This window comes from Pandoraea oxalativorans (assembly GCF_000972785.3).
GTDB lineage: Bacteria > Pseudomonadota > Gammaproteobacteria > Burkholderiales > Burkholderiaceae > Pandoraea > Pandoraea oxalativorans.
Genome location: NZ_CP011253.3, coordinates 2294965 through 2310842 on the forward strand (window position 1 = coordinate 2294965; position 15878 = coordinate 2310842).

Below are 15878 nucleotides of genomic sequence, written 5' to 3' on the forward strand. Positions count from 1 at the left end.
CCTTGTCTGACATGACCGATTTTGTTCGAACCGAAATCCGTGGCCGTATCGGCTTCGTCACGCTGACGCGCCCGAAGGCACTCAATGCGTTGTCGCATGACATGATTCGTGCGATGGCTCTCGCGCTCGATCAGTGGCGCGACGATCCCACGGTGCTGGGTGTCGTACTGCGAGGCGAGGGCGAGAAGGGGTTGTGCGCGGGCGGTGACATTCGCTACTTCCATGAGGCTATCAGCGCGGGTCGCACCGACATCATGGATTTCTTCACCGACGAGTATCGGCTCAACTATACGATCGCGTCGTATCCGAAGCCGTACATCGCGCTGATGGACGGCGTGGTCATGGGCGGTGGCATGGGCATCTCGCAAGGGGCGACGTTGCGCATCGTCACGGAGGCGACGCGCATGGCGATGCCCGAGACCGCCATCGGTCTGTTCCCGGATGTCGGCGGCGGGTTCTTCCTTGCGAATCTCGCGGGGCACCTCGGTGAGTACCTTGGCACCACAGGGATCGTGTTCGGCGCAGTCGATGCGTGTGAAATCGGTTTGGCGGACGTGGTCGTGCCGCGCGCGTCGCTGCCCGAGTTGTGCGACCGGCTGGCCAATGGCGACTGGCAGGATAGCGATGCAGTGCTGGACGCGGCGCGCACGTTCGCGCGCGAAAGTCTGCCACCTGCCGGTCTCGCACCCGGTAAGCTCGCGCCGTTACGCAGCGTGATCGACGAGCACTTCGGTCTGGCAGACATGCCTGCGATTCTGAAGGGCCTCAAACTCGAAGCACGTTGCGAATACTCGGGCTGGGCGGAGGAGACGGAAGACCTGCTGCGCACCAGGCGTTCGCCGTTGATGACGTGCGTGGCGCTTGAGCAGGTGCGTCGTGCCCGCAAGTTGTCGCTCGCGGACGAACTGCGTGAAGAGTGGTTGATGATGCGCAGCGTCTTCAATCTCGACGGCCGCACCGGGGCCGAAGGCGTCGAGGGCATTCGCGCGATGGTGATCGACAAGGACCACAAGCCGCGTTGGCAACACGCGAGCATCGAAGCGGTGACGCCGGAAGACGTCGCGCGATTCTTCGACGGCGAGCGCTGCGGTGCCGATCATCCGTTGCTTACGCTGGGGCAGTGACCCCGGTAAGTGCGTTTCACAACGCAAGCGAGCTTGACTGCGAGTCGTCGCGAATAAGCCGCACGCACCGGAGTGCCGTGCTGGCTTCAACTCGTCTTCGCGCAACGCGCTAACGAGCTAACGAGCCAATGAGCTGAAGGGCCGGTGCAAATCGTCAAACCGCCGCCTGGCAGAACTGTTCGCCAACGGCCTGATCGAGTTTGCGACAGATGTCGGCGAACGTGCCGACCATCACGATGTGCGACCTGTCCCGATAAACGCGCACATCGTGACCTTCCTGCGTGTCTTGCACCTCACGACGCGCCTGCTGTTCCCGAACATTGCGCAATGCCTTCACGGCTTTCCCGGCGGGGCAACCCCGGCGGGTGGCCGACGCGACGGCGGCGGCAATGGTGCGCGGCAGCGTGGTGGTGCGCGTGCGCGTGGGTACGGTATAGGAGCGGGCGATGGCAGGCGCCGACGCAAACGGTCCGGACAGCGCGGAGAGACCGTACACCGCAGAGAGTCGCGTTTGCGACGACACGCGCACAGGCGATTGACCGAGAGACGTACGCAGCAAACCAAAGAGTCGAGCCATGATGCGATCCTTCTTTCAAAGCGGGTCAGAGGGACGTGTCTCGCTGCGAATGGCGCTCGTCTCACGAATCGTAGGCGCAGCAGGGCACGGGCGCCGGACCCAGCCCGGCGCAATCAAATGCAAATCTTCAGGGAGTGGGGCGAGCCGCAGTGTCGCGCTACCCCGGTTCGCGATGAGCGACCGTCAGCGGCCGCTCATTGATCGTTCATAGATCGTTGTTGCGAATCAGACCGACCGCAATCCCTTCCAGCGCGAAATCACCGCTGCCTTCGTCGACATTGATGTTTTCGAAATCGGGGTTCTCGGCAATCAGTTCGACGCCGCCCTTCACGCGGTGAAAACGCTTGACGGTCACGTCGTCGCCGATGCGTGCGACGACGATCTGACCTTCGCGCGCGTCGGCCGCCTTCTGCACGGCAAGCAGGTCGCCGTCGAGAATGCCCGCGTCGCGCATCGACATTCCGCGCACCTTCAGCAGGTAATCGGGCTGACGCGCAAACATGTTCGGATCGCACTGGAAGTTGCGTTCGATATGTTCCTGCGCCAGGATCGGGCTGCCTGCAGCGACACGGCCGACGAGCGGCAGCGACAACTGCATGAGGCCCATGTGCGGCAGTGTGAACTGATGCGTGCCGCCAGCGTCGTCCAGACGCTTCAGGCGAATCCCACGCGATTGACCGGCGGCCAGCTCGATCACGCCTTTGCGCGCCAGCGCCCGCAGGTGCTCCTCGGCGGCGTTGGCGGAGGAGAAGCCCAGTTCTGCGGCAATCTCCGCGCGCGTCGGCGGAAAGCCGGTGCGCTCGATCGCTTGCTGAACCAGTTCATAGACCTGCTGTTGACGGGCGGTAAGTTTGATCATGGCATCACTGTATGGAAGCACAGGTGGCTGTATTTTTGTACAGTGTTTGCAAAAACGCAAGGGAAAACTTCATGTACTGCATGAAGTTTGCGCTAGACATGCCCGTCTCACGACGGTCCGTCCAATCCTTGAGGGCCGTCGCGCCCCGGAACACCGGGCTTCCCGTCATGGAAGCCCGGTGCTCGTCGCGCGGCTGCCGTGGCGCTTACTTGTCCATGCGAACGATCATGAGCGTGCCGCCGACGTTTTCCACGCGCACCCGCACCTTGTCACCCGGATGCACGCTCCTGGCCATGGCAGCATCCTTCGCCTTGTAGGCCATCGTCATGGCGGGCATGGCGATGTTGGCCATCGCGCCGTGCGCGAGCATCACCATGCCGGTCGACGTATCGATGCTCTTGACCGTCGCGTCGGTCAACGCGCTGTCGGCACTGGTGTCGACGGCCGGTTTGCCCGGCATCGCCATGTTGCCCATATGGCTTGAATCGCCGGCTGCGAATGCGGACGATGCCGAAGCACCCCAGCCAGCCAAAAGCACACCGGAAACGATCAGGACTTGTTTCATTGCATTTCTCCAGAGGAAGTGGACGGCACGTCGGTGCCGTGTGGAACAACAGAGGGGACAACTGTGGACGGGCCGGCATGCGGCGCATCTGACAGACCGGCTGTCCGGGGCGCCAGCGGTGGCACCGCGCGCCGCAGGCGCCGCCGCTGCAACAGCAGCCATGCGGCGGGAATGACGAACATGGACAGCAGGGGGGCGGTCACCATGCCCCCGACCATCGGGGCGGCGATACGCTGCATGACTTCGGACCCTGCGCCGTGGCCGATCATGATCGGGATGAGGCCGGCCAGAATGACCGCGACTGTCATGGCTTTCGGCCGCACGCGAAGGACCGCGCCTTCGCGAATCGCCTCGACGATCAGCGCTTCGTCGGGTGTCGCGCCGTTTGCCAGTCGCCGGTCCAGCGCACCACGCAGATACAGCAGCATCACAACGCCGAATTCCGCCGCCACCCCCGCCAGCGCGATGAAGCCCACGGAGGTTGCCACCGACACCGCATGCCCCAGCCCCCAGATCAGCCAGAAGCCGCCAACGAGCGCGAAGGGAATCGTCGACATCAGCATCAGCGCGTCGACGGCCGAGTTGAATGTCAGCAAGAGCAGCACAAAGATGACCGCGAGCGTGATCGGGATCACCGTGCGCAACTTGGCCGCTGCGCGTTCGAGGTACTCGAACTGCCCCGACCATGCAATCGAATACCCGGGCGGCACGGCCACTTTTTCGGCGACGAGGCGCTGCATGCCAGCGACAGCCGTTTGCAGGTCGGTGTTGCGCAGGTCGATGTAGACGTACCCGGACAATCGAGCGTTTTCACTGCGGATCATCGGTGGCCCGTCTTCGACCCGAAGTGTCGCCACGTCGCCGAGTCGAATCTGTGCCCCGCGATCCGTCACGATCGGCAGGTCGCGCAGTGTCTCTACCGAGTCGCGGAATTCACGCGGATAGCGCAAGTTGATCGGGAAGCGCTCGCGCCCCGCAATGACTTCTCCGACGTTCTCGCCGCCAACTGCGGACGAGACGACGGCCTGAATGTCGGCAATCGCCAGCCCATAGCGCGCAGCGGCAAGGCGGTCGATATCGACGTCGACATAACGTCCGCCGTTCAGTCGTTCCGCGAGTGCGGACGTCACCCCCGGCGCATGCTTCACCGTCGCCTCGATTTGCGACGCGATCTTGTCGATCCCCGCAAGATCCGGTCCCGAAATCTTTACGCCCACGGGCGTTTTGATGCCGGTCGAGAGCATGTCCAGACGGTTGCGGATAGGGGGGACCCAGACATTCGACAGCCCGGGGACTTTCACACGGCTGTCGAGTTCGTCGATCAGCTTCTGCGGCGTCATGCCCGCACGCCATTGACTGCGCGGCTTGAACCGGATGGTCGTCTCGAACATTTCCAGCGGGGCGGGATCGGTGGCTGAGTCGGCGCGCCCCGACTTTCCGAACACGGTCTGCACTTCGGGCACCGTCTTGATGAGCCGGTCGGTCTGCTGCAACAATTCGGACGCTTTCTGCACCGAGATCCCCGGCAACGCCGTCGGCATGTACAGCAGATCGCCTTCGTCGAGCGGCGGCATGAATTCACCGCCGAGCCGGGAGATGGGGATCGCCGTGACCGCCAGCGCCACGAGCGCCGCGCCGAGCGTGATCCACGGGCGGCGCAATGTCGCTTCGAGCAGCGGACGGTACATTGCCATCAGCACCCGGTTGATGGGGTTGGCGGCCTCCTGCGGGATGCGTCCGCGAACGAGGTAGCCCATCAGCACCGGCACCAGTGTCACCGACAGCCCGGCAGCGGCGGCAATCGTGTACGTCTTCGTGAACGCGAGCGGGGAGAAGAGTTTGCCCTCCTGTCCTTCGAGCGAGAAGACAGGGATGAACGACAGCGTAATGATCAGCAGCGAGAAGAACAGGGCAGGGCCGACTTCCGCGGCGGATTCGGCAACGAGTGCCCATCGTCGCGATGGTTTTAGCGTCTCGCCCGGATGCGCATGCGCGAACGCTTCGAAATGCTTGTGCGCGTTCTCGATCATGACGATGGCGGCATCGATCATCGCCCCGATGGCAATGGCGATGCCACCAAGCGACATGAGGTTGGCGTTCACCCCCTGATAGCGCATGACGATAAACGCAGTGAGCACGCCGAGCGGCAGCGAAAGAATGGCGACCAGCGCGCTGCGCAGATGGAACAGAAAGATGGCGCAGACGATACCGACGATGACGAACTCTTCGATGAGTTTGTCTTTCAGGTTGTCGACTGCGCGCTCGATGAGTTGCGAGCGGTCATACGTCGTGACAAGTTCCACGCCCGGCGGCAGCGAGTGCTTGAGATCGGCGAGTTTCGCTTTCACGGCCTCGATGGTCGCCAGCGCATTTTTGCCCGAGCGCATCACGACGACACCGCCCGCGACTTCCCCCTGTCCGTTGAGCTCCGCCACGCCCCGGCGCGCTTCCGGTCCGATCTGAATGCGAGCGATGTCGCCGAGCAACACCGGTGTGCCGGCGGCATCGGCACGGATGACCACGCGACGGAAGTCGTCCGGCGAGCGCAGATACGCTGTCGAGCGCACCATATATTCCGACTCCGCCATCTCGACGACCGAGCCGCCCGAGGCCTGATTCGCTTTCGCGAGCGCTTCGGCGACGGTGGCCTGCGAGATGCCGAACGCGCGCAACTTGTCCGGATCGAGCACGACCTGGTACTGACGTACCATGCCGCCGAGGGAGGCGACTTCGGAGACGTCGGGCACGGACTTGAGTTCGAACTTCAGAAACCAGTCGTTGAGCGCGCGCAACTGGCCGAGATCGCGATGCCCGGTACGGTCGACGAGCGCATACTCATAGACCCAGCCGACACCCGTGGCGTCCGGTCCGAGCGACACCTTTGCGCCTTGCGGCAAACGGCTCTGCACCTGATTCAGATATTCGAGCACGCGTGAGCGCGCCCAGTACTGATCCGTCTTGTCGTCGAAGAGGACGTAGACAAAGGCGTCGCCAAACGACGAGTAAGCGCGGATCGTCCTGGCGCCGGGCACGCCGAGCAGCGTCGTGGTCAGCGGATACGTCACCTGATCTTCGACCACCTGCGGCGCTTTGCCCGGATACGACGCCTTGACGATGACCTGCGTATCCGAGAGATCCGGCAGGGCGTCCAGCGGTGTCTGCGTGAGCGAGTAGGCACCCCAGACGGCCAGCAGCAACGACGCGAGCAGCACCAGCAACCGGTGGTGTATCGACCAGCGAATGAGGCGCGCGATCATTGGCGGCCTCCGCTGGCTTGGGCGCCATCCCTGCCTGGCATGGCCGACATGGCAGAAGCGCCTGACGATGCGTCGGAGGACGCGTCCGATGAGGCGTCCGATGATGCGCCGGATGCCGCGCGCTCAGACGGAGTCGCCGTCGCATCGGACGCGTTGCTTAGCTTTGGCAGCACCGATTTCAGACTGGCTTCGGAGTCGATCAGGAACTGTCCCGATGCGACGATCTCCTGACCCTGCGTCAATCCCTGAAGCACCACGGTGTTCGCGCCGACATCGATGCCGGTAGTCACCGTGACAGGCATGAGCGCACCGTCGGCCTGGCGCACGATGACGACGCTGCGCTTGCCCGTGGCGATCACCCCTTCGGACGGCACGAGCAGTTGCGACACGGCCTTCGCGTCGCTCAAGTGCGCGCGCACGAGCATCCCCGGCGTGAGCCGCTCGCCTGCATTGTCCAGCTCCAGGCGCGCCTGCAACGTCCGGGTGCCGGGATTGATGCCGGGGAGAATTTCGCGCACGCGTGCGTCGATGTGCTGCGTTTCGTCGGCGGCGAGCGTAGCGTCGACCTTCATGCCGGGATGCACGCGCAGCGCCATCGCCTCGGGAATCTCGACGACGAGCCATAGTTTCGACAGGCCGGCCACCTTCGCCAGTGTCTGCCCCGGTGAGACCATCGCGCCGTTGCGCACGTTGAGCTCCGTTACCACACCGGTGCGCGGTGCGCTCAGCACGACATGCGTTTGCGCTTGGCCGGTGCGCTCCAGGCTGGCGATCAGCGTGTCGGGTATCGACAGGGCGCGCATGCGCGCGCGCGAGGCGTCGAGCAGCGCGCCGCTCATCCCGCTACGCACGAGCGCGAGGTATTCCTCCTGCGGCGCGAGCCAGTCGGGTACGAACAGCGCTGCCACCGGCGCGCCCCGCGAGACACGCTGCATCGGGGCGTTCGCGTACAGACGGTCGATGTAGCCGGTCACGCGCGATTGCACGACATCGGCCTGCGATTCGTCGAATTGCGTGGTGCCGACGACATCGAAGCCCGGCGCGACGGCGGCGCGTCGCACCGTGGCGTAACGGATGCCGAGGTTCTGTTGAAGGCCGGAATCGATCCGGACACCGTCGTTACCGGCTTCGTCGGCATACACGGGCACGAGTTGCATGTCCATGAAGGGCGACTTTCCGGGCTTGTCGAAGTGCTGCGCCGGCATCATCGGGTCGTGCCAGTACAGCACGCGACGCTGACCGGCGGCGGGCGCGCCGTCGAGATTGTCGGAAGCGGCGGATGCGCTCGCGCTGGCGTGGCCCGGCGCAAAGTATTGTCCACCGGCATAGCCCAGTGCGAGCAAAGCGCAAGCGGCGAAGAGGGCCGTGCCGGCGTAAATCGCAGTTTTCTTTTTCACGGGGAGGTCTCTTAACGGTCGGCCATCGAAGGCGGGAGCACTTGAAACTCGAGCTGCGCCCAGACCAGCGCCACATCGCGCTGGAGATCGAAGACTTGCAGTTGGGAATCGAGCAGGCTGCGGCGAGCGGCGAAGACGTCGGCGAGGGTGCCGGCGCCACCGCGATAGGCGGCATTCGCAAGCGCGACGCGTTGCTCGGCTGCGGGCAGCAACGACCCTTGCAGGTTCGCAATGCGTTCGCGCCCGTTCGCGAGCAACGTGCCGAGCGTGCGGATGTCGGCTTCGACCTGACGTTGTGTGTCCTGATAGCTCAGGCGAGCGCGCTCGGCGAGTTCGGTTTTCTCGGCAACGTCGCGATCCTGACGTTGCGAACGGTTGATCGGCAGGGGAATGCTCACGCCGACCGACACCATGTTCGAGAACTGTGGGCCGCGCTGCTGATATGCCACTTCCCAAGTCCAGTTGGACGAGCGGTTACTGGTGGCGACGGCGGTGTCCGCATCGGCCACGGCAATGTCGTCGGCGCCCGTGACGAGCGTCGGTTGCACGCGCGCGAGTTGGTCCGGTGCGAGCGCAGGGACGGCGCTGTCGAGCGACGGCGGCTCGCCCGAGACGTCGCTCACCGGCGTGACGGTCCAGCGCGACAGGCCGATGAGCGCCGTGCGCTCGGCCTGCTGCGTCTTGAGTGCCTGATCCTGTGCCTGCGCGAGCATGAGACGCGCCTGCGTAACGTCGGATGCCGTGGTTCTTGCGCCGCGGTACGACGCGGTGGTCGCGGCCAACTCGTGCGTCATGTGGTCGACGAGCGCCTGAGCGACAGCCGCAGACTTCTTGGCGTAGAGCGCGTTCAGCCAGGCGATGGCCGTCTGCTGACGGATGTTGGCGACCTGCGTCAGATAGCCGGAGCGCTGGCGGTCTACGACGCGCTCACCCAGGTCGGAGCGCAGGCGTCGCTTGTCCGACGACACCCACTCCTGCTCGATGCCGATGCGCCGCATCGTCATGAAATCCCCACCGACGGTAAAACGCTGATCGCCGTTGACGGGCAGATTGTCGACGCCCGCCTTGAGGGTGGGATCGGGCAACTGACCGGCGCGTGCTGCGGCCTGCGTGCTCGCACGTACCGACGCCAGCGCCGCTTGAAGTGCGGCGGAATGGTCCGTCGCGGATTGCAGCGACGCTTCTAGCGATAACGCCGCTGCTTGCACCGACGCGGCGGCACTGGCCGTGCTGGCAGCGCATAGCAAAGCAATGACGGCGCACGCGCGTGCGCTGACACGCCGGCGACCCGGCGCGTTGAAAATGGAATGCATGTGAAAACCTCACGCGTACGAATGCCGTTTGGCATTCGCGTCCTGACAAGGACGATCTCGCCGCTTATGCGGCGAACCCGGAGCTGGATAGGGGCTGTCGAAGGCGTCGGCGCATGCGTCGCGTCAGCCGTCGAGGCTGCGCGTGACACGGTCGAAGCGGGAGGGACAGACGCCTGCGGAGGGTTACAGCGAGGTAGGTGGCCGCCAGAGGCCGTCGGGGGCGCGCAGGCGCAGGGCGTTGGCGTAGTGGAAGCCGGTTTTGCGGGTGATGCTGACCGGACGCGCGACGTCAGGTGTGAGCGTCGGGTGGTAGAGACTGCCAAGGTTGCATTGCGCCGTCACCTTGCAAAAGGGACCCCCCGGCTTCCCCTCGGCGGGCATCGACATGCCGTCGCAGTGATCCATGGCCATCTCCGTCGGGGGAGATACGGCGACGTTGGCGGGTGCCGCCGTCGTTACGACCGCCGTGATCATCACAGTGGCCTCGTCCGACGCCGCTGTCATCTGCATCGGACACGCGCCTGCCATGCCGCTGGCCGCCAGCCCGCTTAGGGGCAGCACAGCGCACAACAGCAGCACGAGAACGAGACGGAGCAGTTTCACGTCGCGGAGTATAGCGCCAATAGGCCAGCGCCGAGTGCCGCGTCGTGCGTCTTGATGTGTCCCGCGCCGACGTTGGCTCGTCGAAGGGATCAGGCGGCGATCCAGCGGCGCAGCGCTTCTCCCAGTCCCGCGAGTTCGTCGGTGCAATCCGGCTCACTGCACCATGCAATGCAGGCGTCGGGCCGTAGCAGCCACGATGGCCCTTCCGGCATCGAGAGGCAGCGCACCTGCGTCGTCGTCGACTGCACGTGTTGCGATGCGCGTCGGTCCGCAGTGCCGTCGAGGAGGACTGCGCGACCGTCTTGCATGGCGTCGAAAAGGCGGGTGCCGTCGAAGAGTTGCCAGTCGCCCGCGAGGCGTCCGACATCGGGATGCGATGTCTGGCGTTGGCCGAGGTCATAACGCGTGGACACGCCGGTCATCATCTCCCCGATGAAGCGGTTCACGTCGTCGAAATCCATCAGCCTTGCGATGAGATCGCGCATCGCACCGGATTGCGGGTCCGGCCGCAGGATAGCGACTTGCGCCCGCGTGTTCGCCAGTACCGCTTCGGCCACCGGACGCCGCTCGGCGGTGTAAGTCGAGAGCAAGGATTCAGGCATATCGCCGCGAATGACGGCGGCGAGTTTCCAGCCGAGATTCGCCGCATCCAGCAGGCCAAGGCTCAACCCCTGACCGCCGAAGGGCGAGTGAACATGTGCGGCGTCGCCTGCGAGGAACACGCGTTGCTGCTGGTAGGTGTCGACGAGGCGCGTGTTGTCTGCCCAGCGACTGGCGGTATGCAGCGCCTTTACGCGTACCTCCTGGCCGCTGGCGCGGCGCAGGACCGCTTCGATCTCTTCGCGCGTGACAGGCGCTTGCCGGTCCTCGGGCGGCCCGGAAAAGTCGAGCATGAACAGGCGTCCGGGCACGGGGCCGTAGCAAAACACGCCTCGCTCCGTTCGATTCCATCCGATCGGCAATAAGCGCTCCGGATGATCGACATCGGCGCTCGCCTGATAAAACGTGAGCGTCGGCGCGGTGCCGGGGAACGCGAAGTCGCGCAGCTTGCGCACGGTGCTGCGCCCGCCGTCGCAACCGATGAGGTATGCCGCGCGCACGCGCCTCGGCCTGGCGGGCGACGCCCACGAGACTTCGACGCCGTTATCGAACTGCTCGATCCCCGTCACTTCATGCTCGCGTCGCACCTCGATGCCGAGCGCCCGCGCCCGTGCGCCCAGCATCGCTTCCAGCGAGGGCTGATCGACGTGACGCGGGCGCCTGTCGGGGTCGACCTGCGCGTCGCGCCGAATGAGGGAAAGCCCGGCGAAATGGCCATTAAACTTCGAAGCACGGACGCCCAGATCCGCCCCCGTCTGTTGAGTGAACGCCTGCATGGCGTGTGCGCTGCGTTGCTGCGCGTCGTCGATGGCCGTACGCATGCCACGACGCAACAGCGCTTCGCCCGCGAGCGGCCCGAAGGACAACGCCTTCATCGCCTGACTGGGCGACGCCAGCCGTTCGAGGACGAGCACCTGTGCGCCGCCCAGCGTCAGTTCAATGGCGGCGAGGAGCCCGACGGGACCGGCGCCGACCACTACAACATCAATGGAGTTTGTCATATACTTCGTATAAATATGTACTGGGTACATGTAAACTAGATCGTCAGGAACCTCATGTCAACGCCAACCGATTTGAGATCTCGCAAGCGCCTGGCCACCCGGCAGGGCATTTCCAATGCAGCGACACGGCTTTTTCACGAACACGGCTTCGATCAAGTGACAGTCGATCAGATCGCGGCGGCGGCCGACGTCGGGCGCATGACCGTCTTCAATCACTTCCCCCGTAAGGAAGACATGTTCTTCGACCGCGACGAGGAGGGCCGCGACGCGCTTCGGCAAGCCATCCGTGAGCGGGATGCGGGTATCGCGCCCGTCGAGGCGCTGCGGCGTCTGGCGCATCGCCTGGTGGCACAGAACAGCCCCTTCGTGGACTTTTCGGCCCAGAGTCAGGGCTTTATCCGAACGATCGAAGGCAGCGAGACGCTCAAGGCGCGCGCCCGGGCGATCCGGGACGAACTGGCCGACGTCGTGGCGCGGGCACTCGCCGAGACGGCCGACCGGCAGACGCCGGACACCGAAGCCCAACTGGCCGCCGCACTGTTGCTCGCCGCCTGGACGGTCGCCTTCCTCAACGCCCATCGCATATTCGGCCTGACGCAGGACACCGCTGCGGCACAGAAAACCTTCCTGAGCCTTGTAGACCGGGGGTGTACAGGGATTGCCGCCGCCCTCGACGGCACCCCCTACGTCTGATGGCTGGCTCGTCAGCACAATTTCTCTAATCCTTATTCCGGCATAAACAAAAGAAAAAATATTATTTTTAATTATTTAGACGCCCCCATAGACTGGCCTCCTACACACGAGAAGCAAACAAGGAGTGCAAGTCATGAGCAAAGCAGCACGGGGATGGAAAGCTAAGAAGCTGGCAGTCGCGCTGGGTGTCTGGCGCTGGCCGCCGGCATGACGATTCAGGCGCAGGCCGCAAGTCTGTCGCTGCTCAACGTGTCGTACGACCCGACGCGTGAGCTGTACGCCGACTACAACAAGGCCTTCGAGGCCCACTACAAGCAAGTCGCTGGCGACACGGTGACGGTGAAGGCGTCGCACGGCGGCTCGGGCAAGCAGGCCCGCACGGTGCTCGATGGCGCGCCCGCCGACGTCGTCACGCTCGGCATCTCAGCCGACATCGACGAACTGGCCACCGCCGGTCTCGTGAACAAGGATTGGCAGAAGCGTCTGCCGGACAACGCCACGCCGTACACCTCGACCATCGTGTTGCTCGTGCGCAAGGGCAATCCCAAGGGCATCAAGGACTGGAACGACCTCGCCAAGCCGGGCATCAGCGTGGTGACGCCGAACCCGAAGACCTCGGCTGGCGCCCGCTGGAACTACCTCGCCGCATGGCTTTACGCGCTCAAGCAGCCGGGCGGTAACGAGCAGAAGGCGCAGGATTTCGTGAAGGCCATTTACAAGAACGTCGGCGTGCTGGATTCGGGCGCGCGCGGTGCGACCACGACCTTCGTGGAACGCGGCATCGGTGACGTGCTGATCGCCTGGGAAAACGAAGCGCTGCTGTCGGTGAAGGACCTCGGTCCGGACAAGTTCGATATCGTGGTGCCGTCGTCGTCGATCCTGACGGAACCGCCGGTGGCCATCGTCGACAAGAACGTCGACAAGCATGGCACGCGCAAGGCCGCCGAAGCCTACCTGCAATGGCTGTACCCGCCGCAGGGGCAGGAGATTGCCGCGAAGCACTTCTATCGTCCGCGCTCGCCGGAAATCGCCAAGAAGTATGAGTCGCAGTATCCGAAGCTCAAGCTTTACACGGTGGACGCCGATCTGGGCGGCTGGACGAAGACGCAGGCGAAGCACTTCGCCGACGGCGGTATCTTCGACCAGATCTACACTAAGAAGTAAAGGCAGGGACCATCGCATGAGTACCGCACTCTTTCCAATGTGGCGCAAGCCAAGTGCCTTGCCGGGCTTTGGCCTGACGATGGGCTACACCGTCGCGTACCTGAGCCTCGTGGTGCTGGTGCCGTTGCTGATGGTCTTCATCAAGGCAAGTTCGCTCGACTGGGCGAGCTTCGTCGCCGCAGTGAGTTCGCCGCGCGTGCTGGCGTCGTACCGCCTCACGTTCGGCATCTCGCTCGCGGCGGCGACGCTGAACGCATTTTTCGGCTTCATCCTGGCGTGGGTGCTGGTGCGCTACACGTTCCCGGGCAAGCGTTTCGTCGACGCGCTGATCGATCTGCCTTTCGCCTTGCCGACGTCGGTCGCGGGCATCGTGCTGGCCGCCATCTACGCGCCGAACGGCTGGATCGGACGCTGGTTCGAGCCGCTCGGCATCAAGATCGCCTTCACGCCGCTGGGCATTTTCGTGGCGCTCACGTTCATCGGCCTGCCGTTCGTCGTGCGTACGCTTCAACCCGTGCTCGAAGAGTTCGAGCGCGAGCAGGAAGAGGCGGCGGCGTGTCTGGGGGCGACCCGCTGGCAGACGCTGCGTCACGTGATTCTCCCGGCGGTGCTGCCTGCGTTGCTGACGGGGTTTGCGCTGGCGTTTGCGCGTGCGGTCGGCGAGTACGGTTCGGTGATTTTCATCGCGGGCAACATTCCGATGGTCTCCGAGATCACGTCGCTGCTGATCATCACCAAGCTCGAACAGTACGACTTTGCAGGGGCGGCGGCGCTGGCAGTGGTGATGCTGCTGATCTCGTTCGTACTGCTGCTCCTCATCAATACGCTGCAATGGTGGCTGCAACGCCGTCATTCGGGGCGTCGCGCCAGCGGCGCGTGACTCAGAAATCACGAAGAGAACGTTTCGATCATGTCCGATTCACTCGCACTCTCGCAGGCTTTGCCGCAATCGGTGAAGGCACGCAAAGCCGATCCGACCGACGAGCCCGCGTTCGTCAAAGTCATCCTCATCGGTGTGGCCCTGCTGTTCTTTACGCTGTTTCTGTTGCTGCCGCTCGCGTCGGTCTTCGTCACCGCGCTGGGCAAGGGTTTCGCCGCATACTGGGACGGGCTCACGAACGACGATGCGCTCTCGGCCATTCGTCTGACGTTGCTGATCGCCGTGATTGCAGTGCCGCTGAATCTGGTGTTCGGCGTGGCGGCGTCGTGGGCGATCGCGCGCTTCGACTTCAAGGGCAAGAGCATTCTCACCACGCTGATCGACCTGCCGTTTTCGGTGTCGCCGGTCGTCGCGGGCCTGACCTTCTTGCTGATCTTCGGTCGTCAGGGCCCCCTGTGGGACTTTCTGGACGCGCACAACCTGAAGGTCGTGTTCGCGTTGCCCGGGCTGGTGCTCGCGACGGTGTTCGTGACCTTCCCGTTCGTCGCGCGCGAGCTGATTCCGCTGATGCAGGCGCAGGGCAGCGAGGAAGAAGAGGCTGCCCGCGTGCTGGGCGCGAGTGGCTGGCAGGTGTTCACGCGCGTGACGCTGCCGAAGATCAAGTGGGGCCTGCTGTACGGCGTGATCCTCTGTAACGCCCGTGCAATGGGCGAGTTCGGGGCGGTGTCGGTCGTCTCGGGGCACATTCGCGGCGAGACGAACACGCTGCCGCTGCATGTGGAAATCGAATACAACGACTACCACACGGTCGGTGCATTCGCAGCGGCGTCTATTCTGGCGCTGCTTGCACTGGCCACGCTCGGGTTGAAGCTCTGGGCGGAACACAAGCTGGCGCAGGACAAGGCTGCGCGTCGCGAAGACGCCGTGCTGGCCTGAGCAGGTATCCACGGACACCGGACGAGTCGCGTCGAATAGCATCGAGGAGCAAGACAAATGAGCATCCAGGTACAACAGGTTTCCAAGCGTTTCGGCGATTTTGCCGCACTCGACGACGTCAGTCTCGAATTCCCCACGGGGGAACTGGTCGCGCTGCTCGGGCCGTCGGGCTGCGGCAAGACGACGCTGCTGCGTATCGTCGCCGGGCTGGAGTTTGCCGACGCGGGACGCGTGGTCCTTAACGGCGAGGACGTCGCGTCCGTGGGCACGCGCGAGCGTCAGGTCGGATTCGTGTTCCAGCACTACGCATTGTTCCGTCATATGACGGTGTTCGAGAACGTGGCGTTCGGCCTGCGCGTGAAGTCGCGCCGCGATCGCCTCTCGGACGCGCAGATTCGCAACAAGGTGCATGAGCTGCTGGGCCTGGTGCAGTTGGACTGGCTGGCCGATCATTACCCGGCAGAGTTGTCGGGCGGGCAGCGTCAGCGTATTGCGCTCGCACGCGCGCTGGCGGTCGAGCCGAAAGTGCTGTTGCTCGACGAGCCGTTCGGTGCGCTCGACGCCAAGGTGCGCAAGGAACTGCGCAGCTGGCTGCGCCGTCTCCACGACGAGCTTCACATCACGACGATTTTCGTCACGCACGATCAGGAAGAAGCGCTCGAAGTGGCCGATCGCATCGTGCTGATGAATCGCGGCAAGGTCGAGCAGATCGGCGCACCGCAGGACGTCTACGACACCCCGCAGAGTGCGTTCGTGTACGAGTTTCTCGGCGCGGCGAATCGTCTGTCGGGCGAGTTGCAGACGCACGATTTCATTGCGGACGCGGGCAAGTATCGCGTGACGGTACACAAGGACGATCTGCCTGCCGTGCCCCAGGACGGTCGGGCGATTGCGTATGTGCGTCCGCAC

13 protein-coding genes and 1 pseudogene are annotated in these 15878 nt (G+C 64.3%); 6 read left to right on the top strand and 8 right to left on the bottom strand.

Annotation, left to right across the window (positions count from 1 at the left end):
- Positions 1 to 11: 11 nt before the first annotated feature.
- Positions 12 to 1124, top strand: coding sequence for an enoyl-CoA hydratase/isomerase family protein (locus tag MB84_RS10365; protein ID WP_046291717.1), 1113 nt, complete (start codon positions 12 to 14; stop codon positions 1122 to 1124).
- 154 nt (positions 1125 to 1278) lie between these two features.
- On the opposite strand, the gene MB84_RS10370 is transcribed toward MB84_RS10365, so the two are convergent.
- The 8 genes from MB84_RS10370 to MB84_RS10405 form a co-directional block, all read right to left on the bottom strand.
- Positions 1279 to 1701 (bottom strand): hypothetical protein, encoded by a 423-nt coding sequence (locus tag MB84_RS10370; protein ID WP_046291718.1) that lies wholly within the window; start codon positions 1699 to 1701, stop codon positions 1279 to 1281.
- Positions 1702 to 1906: 205 nt separating this feature from the next.
- Positions 1907 to 2560 carry a transcriptional repressor LexA gene (gene lexA / locus MB84_RS10375; protein WP_039398858.1) on the bottom strand — a complete coding sequence of 218 codons (654 nt, stop codon included), beginning with the start codon at positions 2558 to 2560 and terminating at the stop codon, positions 1907 to 1909.
- 205 nt (positions 2561 to 2765) lie between these two features.
- Entirely contained in the window at positions 2766 to 3125 is a 360-nt protein-coding gene (locus tag MB84_RS10380) for a copper-binding protein (RefSeq protein WP_046291719.1), read from the bottom strand.
- Positions 3122 to 6382 (bottom strand): efflux RND transporter permease subunit, encoded by a 3261-nt coding sequence (locus tag MB84_RS10385; RefSeq protein WP_046291720.1) that lies wholly within the window; start codon positions 6380 to 6382, stop codon positions 3122 to 3124. The genes MB84_RS10380 and MB84_RS10385 overlap by 4 nt, the downstream gene beginning before the upstream one ends.
- Complete coding sequence (locus MB84_RS10390) at positions 6379 to 7779, bottom strand: efflux RND transporter periplasmic adaptor subunit (protein WP_052653140.1); 1401 nt, start codon at positions 7777 to 7779, stop codon at positions 6379 to 6381. The genes MB84_RS10385 and MB84_RS10390 overlap by 4 nt, the downstream gene beginning before the upstream one ends.
- 11 nt (positions 7780 to 7790) lie before the next feature.
- Complete coding sequence (locus MB84_RS10395) at positions 7791 to 9092, bottom strand: TolC family protein (RefSeq protein ID WP_046291721.1); 1302 nt, start codon at positions 9090 to 9092, stop codon at positions 7791 to 7793.
- A gap of 183 nt (positions 9093 to 9275) precedes the next feature.
- Positions 9276 to 9695, bottom strand: coding sequence for a hypothetical protein (locus MB84_RS10400; RefSeq protein WP_046291722.1), 420 nt, complete (start codon positions 9693 to 9695; stop codon positions 9276 to 9278).
- Positions 9696 to 9784: 89 nt separating this feature from the next.
- On the bottom strand, positions 9785 to 11296 hold the full coding sequence (locus MB84_RS10405; protein WP_046293641.1) for an FAD-dependent oxidoreductase: 1512 nt from the start codon (positions 11294 to 11296) through the stop codon (positions 9785 to 9787).
- A gap of 156 nt (positions 11297 to 11452) precedes the next feature.
- On the opposite strand from MB84_RS10405, the gene MB84_RS10410 reads away from it, so the two are divergent.
- The 5 genes and pseudogenes from MB84_RS10410 to MB84_RS10430 all read left to right on the top strand — a co-directional run.
- Positions 11453 to 11989, top strand: a complete 537-nt coding sequence (locus tag MB84_RS10410; RefSeq protein WP_245725524.1) for a TetR/AcrR family transcriptional regulator — start codon at positions 11453 to 11455, stop codon at positions 11987 to 11989.
- Positions 11990 to 12196: 207 nt separating this feature from the next.
- Positions 12197 to 13153: a sulfate ABC transporter substrate-binding protein gene (locus tag MB84_RS10415; RefSeq protein WP_046291724.1), complete on the top strand. Its 957-nt coding sequence runs from the start codon at positions 12197 to 12199 to the stop codon at positions 13151 to 13153.
- A gap of 16 nt (positions 13154 to 13169) precedes the next feature.
- Positions 13170 to 14033, top strand: a complete 864-nt coding sequence (gene cysT, locus MB84_RS10420) for a sulfate ABC transporter permease subunit CysT (RefSeq protein WP_046291725.1) — start codon at positions 13170 to 13172, stop codon at positions 14031 to 14033.
- A 30-nt stretch (positions 14034 to 14063) separates the two neighbouring features.
- Positions 14064 to 14969, top strand: coding sequence for a sulfate ABC transporter permease subunit CysW (gene cysW, locus MB84_RS10425; protein ID WP_046291726.1), 906 nt, complete (start codon positions 14064 to 14066; stop codon positions 14967 to 14969).
- Between the two features lie 57 nt (positions 14970 to 15026).
- Positions 15027 to 15762 (top strand): annotated as a pseudogene (locus MB84_RS10430) (sulfate/molybdate ABC transporter ATP-binding protein); the annotation flags it as partial.
- Positions 15763 to 15878 lie beyond the last annotated feature (116 nt).

Coding starts and splice junctions, on each gene's coding strand:
- MB84_RS10365 (WP_046291717.1), top strand. CDS start 12: ATGACCGATTTTGTTCGAACCGAAATCCGTGGCCGTATCGGCTTCGTC.
- MB84_RS10370 (WP_046291718.1), bottom strand. CDS start 1,701: ATGGCTCGACTCTTTGGTTTGCTGCGTACGTCTCTCGGTCAATCGCCT.
- lexA (WP_039398858.1), bottom strand. CDS start 2,560: ATGATCAAACTTACCGCCCGTCAACAGCAGGTCTATGAACTGGTTCAG.
- MB84_RS10380 (WP_046291719.1), bottom strand. CDS start 3,125: ATGAAACAAGTCCTGATCGTTTCCGGTGTGCTTTTGGCTGGCTGGGGT.
- MB84_RS10385 (WP_046291720.1), bottom strand. CDS start 6,382: ATGATCGCGCGCCTCATTCGCTGGTCGATACACCACCGGTTGCTGGTG.
- MB84_RS10395 (WP_046291721.1), bottom strand. CDS start 9,092: ATGCATTCCATTTTCAACGCGCCGGGTCGCCGGCGTGTCAGCGCACGC.
- MB84_RS10405 (WP_046293641.1), bottom strand. CDS start 11,296: ATGACAAACTCCATTGATGTTGTAGTGGTCGGCGCCGGTCCCGTCGGG.
- MB84_RS10415 (WP_046291724.1), top strand. CDS start 12,197: ATGACGATTCAGGCGCAGGCCGCAAGTCTGTCGCTGCTCAACGTGTCG.
- cysT (WP_046291725.1), top strand. CDS start 13,170: ATGAGTACCGCACTCTTTCCAATGTGGCGCAAGCCAAGTGCCTTGCCG.
- cysW (WP_046291726.1), top strand. CDS start 14,064: ATGTCCGATTCACTCGCACTCTCGCAGGCTTTGCCGCAATCGGTGAAG.